Below are 15897 nucleotides of genomic sequence, written 5' to 3'. Positions count from 1 at the left end.
GGCTCAGTATCCGCGGTAGCCGGACCCGGTCTTCATGCCCACGACCCCCGGCACCGCGGACACACTGCCGTAGCGCTCGATCGAGTAGCGCACGCCCGCGATGATGTTGTCCACCGGGTTGTAGATGTCCCGGTGGCCGTCCAGGGCGTGGGCGTTGAAGGTCGGGTCGATCGTCTGCATGAGCCCCTTGGAGGGGTGCCCGGCCGCGGCGTTGGAGTCCCACAGGTTGATCGCGTGCGGGTTCCCGCCGGACTCGTGCTGGATGATCATCCAGATGTCGTCCACGTTCATCTTGCCGACCGGGTAGCCCTGCTCCTTGAGGATGGCGACGGCCTCCTCGATCCACTGCTTCACCTTGCCCGTGGGCGCCGGCCCGCCGCCCGCGGGCGGGGGCGGGCCGCTGGGGCCGTAGCCGCCGATGATGGGGCTGCCGCCGGTGCCCGAGTAGGGCGAGGTGTAGCTCTGGGTACGCCGCCAGTCCAGCCGGTGCTCGGCGTCCGGCACGAACCTGTGCTCGCCCTCCTGCTCGCCGGCCGCCTTGATCTTGGCGAAGGTCATCGTGCGCTCGCCCAGCGCGGTGTCGATGGCCTCCTTGGCGTCGGTGACGGCGGTTTTGGCGTCCTTGACCGGCTGCCCGGCGTTCTCGGTCGCCTCGCGCACCAGGCGGGCGATCTCGGCGTTCAGGTCCTCCGGCTTGGCGTCGGGGTTGGCGTTCTTGTAGTTCTGCACGCTGGTGAGCAGGCGGTCGCAGATGCCGTCCACCCGGCGCTGGGAGCTCTCCAGCACGCCGGCGGCGGCGTCGAGCGCGTCGGCGCAGGAGTTGAGCGCGTCGTGCAGGCCCTGGCCGGCCCTGCCGTAGTCCCACATGTAGCGGACGAACGCGTCCGCCGAGTCGCCCTCCCACGCCAGGTCCACGGTGGTGACGGCGCTGCCGAGCTCGCCCGAGCCGGCGAGCACCTCGCCCGCGGCCGTACGCCAGCGCACGGCGATGCCGCGGATCGCGCCGGGGTTGCCGCTCACCTGGTCGGCCAGCGCGGCCAGGGCGGGGCCACCGGGCAGGCCGTTGATCGCCTCCGGTGCGCTCATGACGGGTTGTTCGCCTTCCGCACGTTGCTCTCCACCAGGTCCAGGGCCCGTTCGACGCTCTGGACGAGGCTCTTGGCCTTCCCGCACTCGCCGTCGGTGACGCCCTCCACCCCGTCCACGACGGTCGCGAGGGCCGAGGAGCCGGCCAGCTTGCCGAAGATCGAGGAGTCGACGGCCGTGGCGGGGAACCCGTCGGCCAGGTCGCCGAACTTGTTCGCCACGGCATGGGCCGCGATGCGGCAGTCGTCCAGGGCCTCGAAGTGGATGTCCAGTCCCGCCATCACTCCTCCTCCGCCGGCGGCCAGAACGCGGTCTGCGCCAGCCGCGAGCCGAACCTTCTGTCCACCACGAAGCCGCGTCCCGGAGGCTGCGGCTGGGCGCGTACGTTGCCGAACAGGAAGCCCTCGTCCCTGCTGCCGGACAGGATCACCGCGGGGCTGGCCATGTCCTTGACGCGCTGGATCACCGGGTCGAACATGGCCCGGCCCAGGCCGCCCATGGCCCGCGACATGATCAGGTGCAGCCCGATGTCACGGGCCTGTGGCAGCAGCTCGACCAGCGGCAGCAGCGGGTTGTTGGACGTGGCCACCAGGTCGTAGTCGTCGACCACGATGTACAGGTCGGAGCCCTTCCACCAGTCGCGGGCGCGCAGCTGCTCGGGCGTGAGGTTGGCCGGCGGCAGGCGCTTGAGCAGGGCGTTGCGGGCGTCGTTGACCAGTTCGAGCGCGGCGGCGCTGGAGGCGGCGTAGCCGATGCGGTTCTCGCTGACCGCCGTGTCCAGCAGCGACCGGCGGTAGTCGATCACGATCATCATGGCCTCGCGCGGCGTGTGCCGGGCGACGACGTTCTCGGCGATCACCTTGAGCATGTTGGACTTGCCGCTCTCGGTGTCGCCGACCACGACGAAGTGCGGGTCGGCGTCGAAGTCGATCAGCACGGGCGCGAGCGCGGCCTCGTCCACGCCGATCGCGATCCGCGACTTGCCGGTCTCCTCCACGCCCGGCAGCGACGCGGCGGGCAGCACCGACGGCAGCAGCCTGACCTGCTTGGCGGGCGGGCCCTGCCAGGAGTCCCCGATCGCCTGCACCAGGCCCTGGAGCCCGGTGGCCAGGTCGTCGGAGTCCTGCACGCCGTCGATCCTGGGCAGCGCGCCGAGGAAGTGCAGGCCGTCCTTGGTCAGGCCGCGTCCCGGCACGCCTTCCGGCACGGCCAGCGACTTCTTCCTGTTGATCTCGGACTCGTACGCGTCGCCGAGCTTGAGCTCCACCCGCGTGCCGAACAGGTCCCGGATGCCGGGCCGGAACTCCGACCACTTGCCGGTGGCAGCCACCACGTGGATGCCGTAGCCGAGGCCGCGCGCCGCCAGGTCGGTGATGACCGGCTCCAGCGCCTCGAAGTCCTGCCGGATCGTCAGCCAGCCGTCCACGACGAGGAAGATGTCGCCCCAGCCGTCGCCCTGGAGCGAGCCGTCGGCGACCCGCTTGCGGTAGGTGCTCATGGAGTCGACGCCGTTCTCGGTGAACTCCCGCTCCCGGTCGCGCAGGACCGAGGCGATCTCGGCCACCGTGCGGCGCACCCGGTCGGCGTCCAGCCTGGAGGCCACGCCGCCGACGTGCGGCAGCCCCTCCAGCGAGGCCAGCGCGCCGCCGCCGAAGTCCAGGCAGTAGAACTGCACCTCGCGGGGGGTGTGCGTGAGCGCCATGCTGGTGATCAGCGTGCGCAGGACCGTGCTCTTGCCGCTCTGCGGGCCGCCGGCCACGCCCACGTGCCCGGCCGCGCCGGACAGGTCCAGCCAGTACGGGTCCCGCCGCTGCTCGAACGGCCGGTCGATGATCCCCACCACGGCCTGCAGACGCCCGCGGCCGGTCCACCCGGCCGTGGACAGCCCCAGCTCGGGCGTGACCGACAGCGGGGGCAGCAGGTGCGCGAGCGTGGGCGGCTCGGCCAGCGGCGGCAGCCAGATGCGGTGCGCGGGCGGCCCCTGGCCCACCAGGCGGCCGACGACGATGTCCAGGAGGCTCTGCTGCGCCTTGTTGCTCTCCTCCTGCACCGCGGGGTCCTCGGGCTGCTCCTCGACCATCGGGACGGGCACGAAGTCGGGGCCGTACTCGACGATCTCCCGGACCGTCACCGAGCCGTCGGTGGTGGCGACGTGCCGCGGGTCGACCTGGTGGGGGCCGGACACGTACGCGGCCTTGAACCGGGTCATGCCGGACGTGTCGAACTTCAGGTACCCGTTGCCCGGCGCGGACGGCAGCTCGTAGGCGTCGGCCACCCCCAGCACGACCCGGCTCTCCATGGCCGAGAACGTCCGCAGACCGATCCGGTACGAAAGGTGCGTGTCGAGCCCGCGCAGCCGTCCCTCCTCCAGCCGCTGCGAGGCCAGCAGCAGGTGCACGCCGAGCGAGCGCCCGAGCCGGCCGATCATCACGAACAGGTCGATGAACTCGGGCTTGGCCGTCAGCAGCTCGCTGAACTCGTCCAGGATGACGAACAGCGTGGGCAGCGGGCGCAGGTTGGCGCCCTGCTCGCGGGCCTTCTCGTAGTCGCGCAGGGAGGCGTAGTTGCCGGCCGCGCGCAGCAGCTCCTGGCGGCGCACCATCTCGCCGTGCAGGGCGTCGTGCATGCGGTCCACGAGCGGCAGCTCGTCCTCCAGGTTCGTGATGACCGCGGAGACGTGCGAGAGGCCGTCCAGGCCGAGGAAGGTCGCGCCGCCCTTGAAGTCCACGAGCACGAAGTTGAGGATCTCCGAGGAGTGCGTGACCGCCAGGCCGAGCACCAGCGTGCGCAGCAGCTCGCTCTTGCCCGAGCCGGTCGCGCCGATGACCAGGCCGTGCGGGCCCATGCCGCCCTGGGCGGACTCCTTGATGTCCAGCTCGACCAGCCGGCCGTCGGCGCCGAGGCCGATCGGCACCCGCAGCCGGTTCCGGCCCGCGCGGGGCCGCCAGGTCACCGACGGCTCCAGCCGGGTCGGGTCGCCGACGCCGAGCAGCTCGGTCAGCGTCGTGTTCACCGCCAGCACGTCCTGGGCGTCGCCGCCCTTGGCCGAGGAGGCGCGCAGCGGCGCGAGCTGGCGGGCCAGCCCCTCGGCGCGCAGGTAGTCCAGCGCGTCGGGGTCGCCGAGCCGGTTGGTGTTCTCGCGGCCCGCGTGGTCCAGCTTGACCATGTGGAAGCCGGCGGCGTCGATGCGCAGCCGCAGCGTGCTGCGTTCCTCGACGGTCCCGGCCGAGTTCGACAGGTCGATCACGGTGACGCCGTCGATGGCGTCCGCGCCGAGCTGCGAGTCCTGCGGCACGTGGCCGCCGTCCAGGATGAGCACGTGGTACGGCAGCGCGTCCGGCGAGGCGCCGGGCTTGAAGCGGGCCCGCTCCTTCAGCTCCCCGCCCACCAGGCGGTCGAGCTGGGTCAGGTTCTCGGCCATGAGCCTGACCTGGCCGGCGCCGTCGGTCTCCTCGGGGTGCAGCGCGTGCGGCAGCCACTTGACCCATTCCCAGTGGCTCATCCACTCCTTGCTCGCGCACACCATGATCCGCATGTCGTCGGGGGAGTGGAAGACGGCCATCTGCGCGATCATGGCCCGAACCAGGTCGCGGACCAGGGCGGGGTCGCCGTCCAGCTTGATGCGGGCGAAGGAGTGCAGCGCGACGGCGACCGGGAGGCGTTCGACGGTCGAGTGGGTGCGGATGAAGCGGCGCAGCGCGCCGGCCGACAGGGCGTCCAGGTCCTCGACCGGCTTGGAGTCCGGGGGGATGAGCTGGATGGCCAGCTTCTGGATGCCGGTGCCGAGGCGTACCGTGCTGAAGTCCTCGTCGCGGGGGCGGCGTTCCCACAGGCGCGGGCCCATCGCGGTCCACCACAGGGTGTCGGGGGCCGGGCCGCTCCACTCCAGGGCCTCGCGCTGCTGGATGGCCGCCTTGCGCACCTTCTTGCGGATCTGCGCCAGGTAGCGGAAGTAGTCGCGGCGGGCGCCGTTGAGCCGGGCCTTGCGCTCGCCCGCCTGGCGGCCCATCTGGCCGACCGTCATGCCGACCATCGAGAACGCGAACAGGCCGCTGGCGACGTACATGATGGGGTTGGCGTTGGTGCCCCCGGCGGTGAACATCAGGCCCATCGCCGCCGCGCCCGCCACCATCGGCAGGTACGTCAGCACCGCCATCATGCCTTGCGACTGGACCTCGGGGATCTCCGGTGGGGACTCCAGCAGGATCTCACCGCGCGGCGGCTTCGGGCTGGGGCGGCGCTCCGGGCGCCGTACTACGACGATGCTCACCCTTGTGACAGGCCCTTCTGGTGCTCGGAAGAACCTTCTTACCAGATGTGCCTAACGTCCGAGTTGAGGTCTGAGTTAACTCTGTCTCGCTATGTTGTGTTTGTGACATCGCTGGCCGAAATCCCCCCTCCACAGCAGGGCGCGTTGCACCAGGTGCCCGCTCCGCTCCCGCCGCTGTGCCACGTGACGGTGGTAGGGCCGCGCCGGAGGGCCGACCTGGCACTGCCCGCCGACATCCCGCTGCCGCACGTCCTCCCGGGGCTGCTCAGAGCCATGGGCGAGCTGGGCGGTGACATCGCCACCGCACCCGGCTGGACCCTCCAGCGGCTCGGCGGCCCTCCCTTCGACCTGGGACAGAGCCTCGGCGCGCTGGGCGTGCTGGACGGCGAGATCCTCTACCTGCGCCCGCGCGCGGTGTCGCTGCCGCCGGCCAGGTTCGACGACGTCGCCGACGTGGTCGCCACCGGCGTGCGCGAGGGCAAGGGCAAGTGGTCGCCCGACCTGACCCGCGGGCTCGGCGGCGGCGCGGCGGCCGGGCTGCTCGTCGCGGGCGCCGTGGCGCTGGCCTTCGGCGGCCTGACCCCGCTGGTGACCGCGATCGTGGCCGGGTCGCTCGCGCTGCTGGTCGTCGGCGTGGGGATGGCCATCTCCCGCGCGGTCGGCGACTCGGGCTCCGGCGCGCTGGTCGGGTACGCCGCCCTCCCGTACGCGTTCCTGGCCGGGCTGCTGGCCCCGGCGGCCGGCGGCGGGGTGATGACCGTCGGCGCGCCGCAACTCCTCGGGGCCCTGGCCTGCACCGCGCTGGTGGCCACGCTCGGCGGCACCGCGATCGCGGACGGCGTGCCGGGCTTCCTCGGCACGGCCATCGCCTCGATGGCCGGCGCGGTCTGCGCGGCCGTCGTCATGGTGACCGGGGCGTCGCCCGCGGGCGTGGCGGCCGTGGGCGCGGCCGTCGTGATGGCGCTCAGCCCGCTGGTGCCCGTGCTGTCCTTCCGGCTGGCCCGCGTGCCGCTGCCGGTCATGCCCACCAACGCCGAGGAGCTGCGCGGCGACAACCAGCGGCTCGACAGCGCCTCGGTGCTGGAGCGCACCGGCGCGGCGCGGCGGTACGCGACCGGCATGGTCGTGGGCGTCGCGCTGGTCGGGGCCGGGGCGCACGCGATGTTCGTCGTGGACGGCCGGTGGATCTCGGTGGCGATGTCCCTGGTGCTGGCGTTCACGCAGATCATGCGGGCCCGGGTGTTCCAGGGCGTCGGGCAGCGGTTGTGGCTGCTGCTGGTCGGGCTGGCCGCGCTCGGCGCGGTGGCCGTGTCCGTCGGGATCGGCGTGGGCGGCGTGACCTCGGTGGCCGTGGTGCTCGGGCTGCTGTGGGCGGCCATGGTGGTCGTCGGCATGGGCGTGTGGCTGCCCGGCGGCAGGCCCTCGCCGTTCTGGGGGAGGGCCGCCGACATCACCGAATGGGCGCTGATCGTCGCGCTGGTGCCGCTGGCGCTCGGGGTGCTTGAGGTCTACTCCTGGGTACGCGGCCTGGCCGGTTGACCGGCTCAGCCGTCCGACAGGGCGCGGCGGCGGATGGTCTCCAGGGCGTCGAGGCGGTCGTTCATCTGCCGCGAGAAGCCGTCCTGGAGGTCCTCGAACCGCCGGGTGACGGCCGCGGCCGACAGGCCGCCGAACGACGTGGGCGGGAGCACGTCCCTGAGCCGGCGCGCCTGGTCGTCCTGGGCGGCGCGGACGGCCTGGAGGATCTCCTCGGTCAGCTCGTCCAGCTCCATGCGGCTCGTCCTGGGCGCCAGCCGCAGGTCGTCCAGGCGGCCGCCCGCGTCCACGCGTGCGGTGACCGCGCCGCTGCGGCTCTCGCCCTGGCCGGTGACCTGGCTGAGCTCGTCCAGCGCGCCGGTCAGGTTGCGGACCGAGCGTTCGCTCTCGCTGATCACGCGGTCGAGGTCGTCGGGGTCGAAGTCGATGGGGTCCATGTCGGCACGCCATCGTCCGGAGGTTAACGAACGGGGAGCGGCTGCTGGCCGGGCCTTGAAGTGATCAAGAAAACCGCGCAGGGAGTGCTGCAACAGGGGCAAGGCGCCGCAACAATCGGGCGTCGTGGCAACGAATCGGGAAATCCATATCACTTCGGCGACCATCGGCAAGACGCGGCAACGGGTGGAGTCCGAGCTGAAGAAGGAGATCATCGGCTTCGTCAAGGGCCTGGTCCCGCTCACGGCCGTGGACGGCCTGGGCTTCGGCGTCCTGGGCAACATGATCATCGGCGGCACGTACGAGGCCGTCATGGACCGCGCCGAGGGCCTGATGACGGAGGCGGAGGGCGCCCTGGACGGCTGGTGCGGCGCGCTGACCGTCTGCGAGCGCAACTGGCGCGCGGCCGAGGACGCCAGCATCATCCAGTACCGCGCATGAGCGACCCCTACCTCAACGCCATCAACAAGGGCCGGGGCGGCTCGGGCGGCGGCGGTCTGCTGAAGGCGGTCAACAAGGGCGGCTCGGTCGGGCCGCCGCGAACGCCGTCGATCCCGCTCAACCCGGCCACCGGCAAGTTCGGCCCGGTCGGCGCCGGGGCCGGCGCCGCGGAGTCGCTCAGCACGAGGGTGCTGAACCTGCTGAGGAGCGTGGGCCGGTTCTCGCCATACCTGGTGGCCGTGGCGGGCATCGTGGCGGTGGGCGCGGCCGACGAGTTCGCCATGGCCGAGGCGGCCAACACCTGGAAGTACGGCATCAGCGCCCGCCTCGACGACGGCGTGAAGAACCTCATGCCGCAGATCCTGGCCACGTCCAGGACTGGCTGGATCGCCGCGGACCAGACGGAGTTCGGCCGGGTGCAGGCGCTGTTCCATCAGGAGATCGGCGCGCTGCGCAACTCGTTCGGCGAGATCGGCGGCGTGCTGGACGAGGTGGCCGCCGGGGTCCGCAACTACTGGATGCAGATCGGCTCGACCGTCGTGTCGGGGATCACGCTGCTGCTCGCGGCCCTGCGGATGAAGATCATGCCGGTGCCGCAGGTCGCGGCGGCCGGGATGATCCTGGAGCACCTCGTCGGCACGGCGATGATCAGCGCCGCCGCGGTCATGACGGGTGCGCTGGCGCAGCTGCTCAGGGGTGGCATGCAGGTGCTCGGGACGCTGGTCAGGAAGCAGCACCAGTTCGGCTTCGTGCTGCCGGAGGGCGCGGCCGCCATCGACTTCGGCCGGGCCACGATCAACGCCAAGAACCTGCCCTCCTTCCAGGAGCCCGCCGCGCCAGGCCAGTTGCCCGCCGGCTACCAGAACTTCGACTGGGTCGTCCCCGAAGTGAACACCACGAAGCCTTGATTGTGGTTAACTCGCACGGATGTGCCCTATGGGAGGGATGGTGTCGGTGACGGATTTCGGGGACTTCGGCAACATCGACATGGAGCGGCTCCTGAGCAGCATGGACGAGCAGCTCAGCAAGTCCGAGGAGCTGCAGAAGGCCATGTCCGCCCTGGTGGGCAGGGGAGAGGACGAAGGGCACCTGATCGTCGTCGAGTACACCCAGGAGGGCCTGCGCACCCTGGACATCCAGCCGAAGGCGATGCGGCTGAGCGCGGCCGAGCTGTCGGAGCGGATCCAGGACGCCATCGCGGCGGCGACCGCCGACCTGAACCGGCAGGCCGACGAGCTGCTGACCGAGATGTTCGGCGTGAGCGGCAACCCGATGCGCATGCTGGAGAACCCCGACCGGGCGCTGCGCGAGGTCCGGAAGGCCGAGGCCAGCTACGAACGTGCCTTCGAGGACGTGATGGGAGAACTCGACAGGATCCGCCGCGAACTGGACCTGTGATTGACCAGGGCGTTTGCTGACATGTCGAGAAGTTGTTACATCTTGGCCATTGAGTCCGCTGTTACTCATGGGGCCTTTGGTGCTTATATGGGTAAGCGACCGAAATGATCGTTACGGAGGTGACGAGTGTCCGAATTCTTTGGGGCAAGCCCGAGCCAGATCAAGGTGGCCTCTGGCCACGTGGTGGACACCGCCCAGTACATCGAGGGTCTGAGGGTGTCGGTTGAGACGACCGCCAACGGTCTCCTCAACACCGGATGGCTCGGCCCGGCGGCGGCCAGGTTCAAGAACGCCATGGTCAGCTGGGACAACTCCATGCGGAACGTACGGACCGACCTGGAGAACATCGCCGACAAGATGGGCGTCAACGCGGTCGTCTACTCCGCGGCCGACGAGGACGTCCAGGCCGGTATGGGCCGCGTCGAGTCCCTGATCAACGTCGACATCAAGTAGGAGGGGGACCGCGGTGTCCGCTGAGCTCGACTTCACCAAAGTCAACTTTGGGCACATGGAGCTCGCCCAGGGCGACTTCATCAAGATCCTCGGCTCCTTCGAGAAGGCCACCGAAGACCTGATGACCCGGCTGAAGAACGACCTGGCCGGCCATTGGGAGGGCCCGGACGGCGCCGAGACGTTCTTCCGGCAGCACGAGCAGAAGTGGCAGGCCGCGGCCGCCCAGATGCGCGGGCAGCTGGACGAGCTGCAGAAGGCCGTCCAGATCGCGAACGAGAACTACCGCGCGGCCGAGAACCGCAACAAGTCCATCTGGTACGACGGCTGACGTTCTCTGCTCGGCCACCCGCGCGGTGGCCGAGCCTGGTGAGGGGAGGATCATGGCCGGGCTCGAACCCGAACCGTGGCCGGGGCTCGACGACACCGACGCCGAGCTCTACTACAACGTGGGCAGGATGCGCGCCATCGCCGACGACCTGGAGATCGCCCTGGCGCTCACACAGGGCGCCGGCGGCAACAGGGACGGCGTCACCGGCTCGGTGGAGACCCTCACGAGGTACTTCGCGCTGGGCGAGGAGCACATTGGGCGGTGGCCGGCGGCCAGCGCCCTCGCGCACAGCGTGGGCAGCACCGGCGCGGACCCCGGCGGCCTGGTGTCGATGGAGGGCCGCGGAGCGCTGCTGACCGCCCTGTACCAGGACTACGTCGAGTGCTGCCAGAAACTGGTCAAGGCGATCAGGGACAGCGCCGACAGTTACGCCAAGACGAACCCGGGTCGAGAGTGAGCAGCGTTGGCTGAGCGCAAGGTCGACATCCGTGACAATTCCCGGCGGCCGAAGAGCGAGCCGGTCACCGCGTCGCGGGAACAGATCGAAGGATGGCTCAAGGCGACCTCCGCCATGGAGGTGCACGACCGGGGCCTGTCCTACAAGCAGGTGGCCAAGGTCATCCGCGGGGTGGCCGACGCGCTGCCCCAGATCGGCAAGGATCTGTCCGGCGCCTGGCGGTCGGACACCTCCGCCCAGGCGCAGCGGGCGCTCCAGCTGCTCAACGCCTCCGGGCGCGAGATCGCCGAAGCCATGGACAAGATGTCCGAGGCGCTGATCCTTTACGGGCGCGACTACCTGCCCAAGGCGATCGAGGAGGTCGAGGCCGCCAAGAACCAGAAGACGGCGGTCCCGGCGCCCTCGCCGGGCGCGGCCCCGAAGCCGCCGTCCGCGACGCCGTCGCCGTCGCACACGCCGCCGGTGCTCGGGCCCGTGACCTCGCACAACCTGCCGGAGCCCGGCCCCGGGCCGACCAAGTCGCCCGCGGAGATGCAGGCCGACGTGGCCCGGCGGGCGCTGGAGAAGCTCAACAACCACATCGTCGACCTGTACGACTTCCGGATCCCGGAGAGCGTCGTCGTCGAGCTGCCCGACGTGAAGCCCGCCGAGGCGCCGGCTCCCGAACGTGACATGCCGCTCACCGACCCCTCGCCGTACACGAAGGGCTCGTACTGGACCGGCGGCGGCCACGACAGCGGCGGCACGGGCGGCTCGACCGGCGGCGGCACGCACGGCGGCTCCGGTGGATCGGGCGGATCGGGCGGCTCCGGTGGCTCGGGCAGCGGCGGGACCGGCGGTACCGGCGGCCATGACGGCGGCACCGGCACCGACCCCCGCCCAGGGGACCAGACCCCCGGCGGCGACACCCCGGGCGGCGACCAGCCGGACACCCCCGGGACGGACACGCCCGGCTCCGACCAGCCGGGCGGCCAGGGCACCGGATCAGGGACCGGCGGCTCGGCCACCACGGGCGACGGCACCACGCCACCGGTGCTCGACAACAACACCACCGACGACCGCGCCACCCAGCCGCAGGACGTGGACACCCGCGACCCGCGCGCCACCGAGACCGCCGGTTACCACCCGACCACCACCCCCGGGTACCCCGGCACCCCGAACCAGCCGCTCGTGACACAGCCCGCCTACCCCTCGCCGTCCGGAGGGACGCCCGCGGTGATCGGCGGCCCCGGGTCGTACGTCCAGGGCAGCGCGCCCGCGGCGGCGGCCAGGACGGGCGCGATGGGCGGCGCCGGCATGCCGTTCATGCCGTTCGGCGGCGGCGGCGGACCGGCCCCCGAGGAGGGACAGGTCGAGACCTCGACCCTCCTGAAGGAGGACAACGACGTGTGGAGCCACCAGGAGGGCTCCATCTCACCGGTGATCGGCTAGGGAGGCGGCCATGGCGCTCGAACTGGACAGCAACTGGCCCGGCCTCGACGGGGACAAGGACAACCTCACCAACCGCACGGAGATCAAGCGCATCGCCGGTGAGCTGGGCGAGCTGCTCAAGAAGCTCAAGACACCCTCGCTCCCGCCGGTGACGCAGTTCCTGACCGCGCCGGGGGAGAAGGCCCCCGGGCCGCAGCTGCCCGCGGGTGCCGGCTCGCTGCCCGATCTCCAGCGTTACTGCGCGCTCAGCCAGAACCAGATGGGCGAATGGCCGGCCGCCATGCACTTCGCGCTGGCGGTCAACTCGGCCTACTCCCAGCTGATCGGCGAGTCGGGCTCCACCGGTGGCCTGTACGCCGCCATGGTCGGGCAGGGCGATAGCACGGTGGAGGCGCTGCTCGACATCTCCAAGGCGTCCGGCGGCGCCGAGCAGGCGACCGAGGAAGCCGCCGCGCGGCGGGAGGTCTGACACCCATGGCCGAGCCCAAGAAGCAGACGTTCAAGCTCATCTACAACACCGGCCCGGTCGACACCTCCACCCCGGAGGTGTCGTTCATGGGGAGCATGTTCACCGACACGCTCGACAAGGTCAAGAAGTGGATCGACGCCACCGACCCGGAGTCGGTGAAGCTCGCCGGCCTCTACTACACGCGGGCCGAGACGCTGCTGAACGGCTTCGCCGGTGACCTGAAGACCAAGGCGGCCGAGCTGGCCGAGAACTACACCGGCCCGGCCGCCGTCGAGACGCAGAAGCAGCTCCAGACCCTGCACGCCAGCGTGCGCGAGCTGGCCAGGAAGCTCGGCGAGATGGGCCGCCCGCTCCACGGGTACGGCGAGACGCTGAACTGGGCGCAGGCCAACGTGGTCGAGTCGATGGACCACGACTCGCGTACGGACCGCGACGTGGACTGGGCCGGACGGGTGCCGTTCTACCGGCTGTACCGCGGGGACAAGCGGGCCGTCGAGCACCTCAAGAAGGTCAACGAGCGCATCGTCGAGCACTACAAGCAGCTGCCCGCCGAGGTCCAGACAGCGCTGCCGGACCCGAGCGTCCCCGAGCTCCCGGACTTCAACACCGGCGGCGGGGACGTGCCGGGCGCCCCGGACCTGAACGGCAAGGGCGGGGCGGGCAACTTCCCCGTGTCCTCGTTCGGCCCGGACGCGGTGCCGGGCGGCCCCGGTTACATCGACGGCAAGGTGCCGGGTGACGGGGGAGCGGGCGCCTACCCGGCGGGCCACTACCCCGACGGCTCCGGCACGAACGGCTCCGGGGTGAACGCCGGCGGCGTCCAGGGCTACGACCCCGGTGACAATCCGTACGGCGGGGCCGACTCCTCGGCCCTGAACGGCGGCTCGCTGGGCTCCGCGCCGAACGCGCCCTCGACCGCCGACCTTCCGTCGGGCACCGGCGACGGCAGCACGAAGCTGGCCGGGTACGACCCGTCCATGTCGGGGATGCCCAACGGCGCCTATCCCACGACGTCGACGGGCGGCTCGCCCTACGGCGGCGGCGTGGGATCGGGGGCCGGCGGCGGCTTCGGAGCGGGCGAGGGCGGGGCGGCGGGCGCCGCCATGCGCGGCGCCGGCGGCGGCACCGGCTTCGTCTCTCCCGGCATGATGGGCGGAATGCCCGCTCGTGGCAGCGAGGGCGGGGAGAAGAACGACAACGAGAACTCGACCTGGCTCGCCGAGGACGACGACGTGTGGGGCGGCCCGGAGGGCACCACGCCGAGCACGCTCACCTGAGGCCGCACTGCGTGCCCGCCCGGCGCCCGGAGCCGCCGCACCACGTCTGCGGGCCGATCCTCGCGACCGGCCCGCTACCCGCCTGCAGGCCGTTCCCCCCGGGGGGAACGGAGGCATGGGGGGCGCCCGGAGGCGCCGCCCCGCTCATGGACGCGCGGTCGCGTCAGCCGCAGTGCTCGAAGGGGCTGTCGTACGCGTTCGAGCCGACCGCGCCGCCCCACTTGACGCAGGTACGCAGGGCCTTGGCCCGGACCGGACCGGCGTAGTACTGGTAGCTGCCCGCGTCGGTGCTCCTGGCCTTGCCCTTGACCTCGAGGTAGGCCCGCACGGCCGCCTTGCCCGAGCCGCTGTTGCGCAGGGTGGTGACGCAGTTCTGGCCGGTGGAGGCCGAGTACAGCAGGACGACCCGGCCCTGGTTGCCGAGCGGCGCGGAGTCGATCTGCTTGTAGCCCGCACCGCAGACCTGCTCGGCCGAGTACGGGTTGCCGCCGCCGGTGCTGGGCTTGCCCGGGTTCGCGGGGGCGGGCGTGCCGCCGCCGCCCTGGCAGTTGTTCGACTTCAGCGTCTGGTGGCTGTAGCCGAAGGTGGTGCCGTTGAACCTGGCCGCCGTGATCTTGCCCGACGACGTGCGCTGCTCGTAGTGCAGGTGGGCGATGATGCCCCTGTACTTGGCCGAGGTGTTGCCCACCTGGCCGACCTGCTGGCCCTGCGCGACGTTCGCGCCCACGGAGACCGTGCGCTTCTTCATGTGGGCGTACAGCGACACGCCGCCGTCGGCGTGCCGGATCTTGACCACGTTGCCGAAACCGTCGGCGGTCCGGTACTCCGACATGATCACCTTGCCGGCCGCGGAGGCCACCACGGTACGGCCCATGTCGTTGTTGCCGTCGCCGTACGAGCCGTTGAAGTCGATCTCGTAGCCACCGGTGTGCGCGCTGCTGTCGTTGCTGTCGCCGGTCCAGGTCTCGCCACACGGGAACGGAAGCTGGTGGACGACGGCGGCGCTGGCGCTGGCCGCGCTCGTGCCGGTGAGGGGCAGTGCGGCGATGCCGCACACGCCCACAATCAGGGTCTTGATCCGCATACGGGAAAGGCTGCCATCCTGATCAACGGCGAGTCTAGATCATTCGCGAAGTGTTCACGCTAAAAGTTGATATTTGTCGATATCGTAGCCAGGACTGTGCAAAACGCAGTTTTCGGACAGGGAGGGTGAGATGGGGGCAGGAGAGAACGCCACCCCTGGTCTGGGGCAAAACCCGTACGGGAGCTCCCTCACCGGAGCGACGATCCAGTTCAAGGACAAGAAGATCAGTGAGCTCGGCGGCGACATGGCCGAGCATGAGCCCGGCATGGGCAAGATCGAGACGAACACGAAGGGGATCCACGTCGACTTCCCCGGGTTCGGGATCGTCGGCATCGGACTGTCCTACGCCCACGATCAGATCAAGGAAGGCGCGACCGGCGCGATCAGCATGGCCAGGAGCGCCCTGCGGGACTACAAGACCGCGCTGGAGCAGCTGGAGAAGAACTACGAGAAGGTCGACAAGGACAACGACGGCCTGATCAGCACGATCGGCGACGACAATCCGGCCGGGCCCGGCGGGCCCGAGGGGCCGGGCGGGCCGGGCGGTCCCGACCTGAGCAAGCTCGGCGGTGGCGGCGGCGGCATGCCGCCGATGGACATCCCGGACGACAAGCTGTCGGACAAGAAGTTCCCCGACGACAAGCTCAAGCTCCCCGACGACAAGCTGCCGAAGGACAAGTTCCCGGACGACAAGTTCCCGACGGACAAGCTGCCGACGGACAAGCTCCCGACGGACAAGCTGCCGGACGACAAGCTCTCTAAGCCGGACTACCCCGACCCCAACTCGATCAACACCGACCTTCCGAAGACGCCGTCCATCGCGGACCAGCTCAACCACAACACCGAGATGCCGGACCTCAAGAGCAACGTTCCCGACCCGTCCCAGACCAAGCTGGCCGGGCTCGACCCCGCCGCCCTGAACTCCGCCATCCCCAGCACCGGCAACATCGCGGGCCGCATCCCGACCGAGTTCCCCACGTCCGGCGGCTACGCCGGCTCCTCGGGCAGCAGCGGGACCGTCGCGGGGGCGGGCGCGGCGGGGGCCGGCGGCCTGCGCGGCGCCGGCGCGGCCGGCATGTCGGGCATGCCGTTCATGCCCATGTCGGGCGGCGCGGCCGGCAACGAGCAGAACCGCGAGCGGGAAAAGCCGGAGTACGTACGCGGCGACGAGAACGACTGGCTCGACGACATGGACATCGCACCGCCGGTCCTCGGCGAGTGAGAAAGGGGAC

At 71.1% G+C, this 15897-nt stretch carries 16 protein-coding genes; 11 read left to right on the top strand and 5 right to left on the bottom strand.

What is annotated here, in order from left to right:
• Positions 1–3: 3 nt before the first annotated feature.
• From ACNF49_RS52240 to eccCa, 3 genes are read right to left on the bottom strand one after another with little or no spacing between them, the layout of a single operon-like run.
• Positions 4–1086, bottom strand: a complete 1083-nt coding sequence (locus ACNF49_RS52240; RefSeq protein WP_482942295.1) for a transglycosylase SLT domain-containing protein — start codon at positions 1084–1086, stop codon at positions 4–6.
• Entirely contained in the window at positions 1083–1367 is a 285-nt protein-coding gene (locus tag ACNF49_RS52235; RefSeq protein WP_357969935.1) for a hypothetical protein, read from the bottom strand. The genes ACNF49_RS52240 and ACNF49_RS52235 overlap by 4 nt, the downstream gene beginning before the upstream one ends.
• The gene (gene eccCa / locus ACNF49_RS52230) at positions 1367–5356 is read right to left on the bottom strand and encodes a type VII secretion protein EccCa (protein WP_357969938.1); all 3990 of its coding nucleotides are present in this window, start codon (positions 5354–5356) and stop codon (positions 1367–1369) included. The genes ACNF49_RS52235 and eccCa overlap by 1 nt, the downstream gene beginning before the upstream one ends.
• Positions 5357–5539: 183 nt before the next feature.
• Here eccCa and eccD point away from each other — a divergent pair, with 183 nt between their 5' ends.
• Positions 5540–6895 carry a type VII secretion integral membrane protein EccD gene (gene eccD / locus ACNF49_RS52225; RefSeq protein ID WP_357969940.1) on the top strand — a complete coding sequence of 452 codons (1356 nt, stop codon included), beginning with the start codon at positions 5540–5542 and terminating at the stop codon, positions 6893–6895.
• A 5-nt stretch (positions 6896–6900) separates the two neighbouring features.
• Here eccD and ACNF49_RS52220 read toward each other — a convergent pair whose 3' ends face one another.
• Positions 6901–7329 carry a YbaB/EbfC family nucleoid-associated protein gene (locus ACNF49_RS52220; RefSeq protein WP_482942294.1) on the bottom strand — a complete coding sequence of 143 codons (429 nt, stop codon included), beginning with the start codon at positions 7327–7329 and terminating at the stop codon, positions 6901–6903.
• 184 nt (positions 7330–7513) lie between these two features.
• Between ACNF49_RS52220 and ACNF49_RS52215 the strand changes: the two genes are divergently transcribed.
• From ACNF49_RS52215 to ACNF49_RS52175, 9 genes are all read left to right on the top strand, one after another.
• Positions 7514–7768: a hypothetical protein gene (locus ACNF49_RS52215; RefSeq protein WP_357969946.1), complete on the top strand. Its 255-nt coding sequence runs from the start codon at positions 7514–7516 to the stop codon at positions 7766–7768.
• Positions 7765–8676, top strand: coding sequence for a WXG100 family type VII secretion target (locus ACNF49_RS52210; protein ID WP_357969947.1), 912 nt, complete (start codon positions 7765–7767; stop codon positions 8674–8676). Before ACNF49_RS52215 ends, ACNF49_RS52210 begins: the two co-directional genes overlap by 4 nt.
• A gap of 46 nt (positions 8677–8722) precedes the next feature.
• Complete coding sequence (locus ACNF49_RS52205) at positions 8723–9166, top strand: YbaB/EbfC family nucleoid-associated protein (protein WP_482942293.1); 444 nt, start codon at positions 8723–8725, stop codon at positions 9164–9166.
• Positions 9167–9292: 126 nt separating this feature from the next.
• Positions 9293–9619 carry a WXG100 family type VII secretion target gene (locus ACNF49_RS52200; RefSeq protein ID WP_357969950.1) on the top strand — a complete coding sequence of 109 codons (327 nt, stop codon included), beginning with the start codon at positions 9293–9295 and terminating at the stop codon, positions 9617–9619.
• Between the two features lie 13 nt (positions 9620–9632).
• Positions 9633–9947, top strand: a complete 315-nt coding sequence (locus ACNF49_RS52195; RefSeq protein ID WP_357969953.1) for a WXG100 family type VII secretion target — start codon at positions 9633–9635, stop codon at positions 9945–9947.
• 52 nt (positions 9948–9999) lie between these two features.
• Positions 10000–10404 (top strand): hypothetical protein, encoded by a 405-nt coding sequence (locus ACNF49_RS52190; protein ID WP_357969956.1) that lies wholly within the window; start codon positions 10000–10002, stop codon positions 10402–10404.
• A gap of 6 nt (positions 10405–10410) precedes the next feature.
• Positions 10411–11835, top strand: coding sequence for a hypothetical protein (locus ACNF49_RS52185; protein ID WP_482942291.1), 1425 nt, complete (start codon positions 10411–10413; stop codon positions 11833–11835).
• Between the two features lie 10 nt (positions 11836–11845).
• Positions 11846–12304 (top strand): hypothetical protein, encoded by a 459-nt coding sequence (locus ACNF49_RS52180; protein WP_357969962.1) that lies wholly within the window; start codon positions 11846–11848, stop codon positions 12302–12304.
• 5 nt (positions 12305–12309) lie between these two features.
• Entirely contained in the window at positions 12310–13581 is a 1272-nt protein-coding gene (locus ACNF49_RS52175; RefSeq protein WP_482942290.1) for a hypothetical protein, read from the top strand.
• Between the two features lie 163 nt (positions 13582–13744).
• Here the strand turns inward: ACNF49_RS52175 and ACNF49_RS52170 are convergent, their stop codons facing one another.
• Positions 13745–14665, bottom strand: coding sequence for a M23 family metallopeptidase (locus ACNF49_RS52170; protein ID WP_357969967.1), 921 nt, complete (start codon positions 14663–14665; stop codon positions 13745–13747).
• A 130-nt stretch (positions 14666–14795) separates the two neighbouring features.
• Between ACNF49_RS52170 and ACNF49_RS52165 the strand changes: the two genes are divergently transcribed.
• Complete coding sequence (locus tag ACNF49_RS52165) at positions 14796–15887, top strand: hypothetical protein (RefSeq protein WP_482942289.1); 1092 nt, start codon at positions 14796–14798, stop codon at positions 15885–15887.
• Positions 15888–15897 lie beyond the last annotated feature (10 nt).

The organism is Actinomadura sp. ATCC 39365, assembly GCF_054392275.1.
Note: the sequence above shows the minus strand (reverse complement) of the source record. Positions and strands in the feature narration are given on the sequence as shown.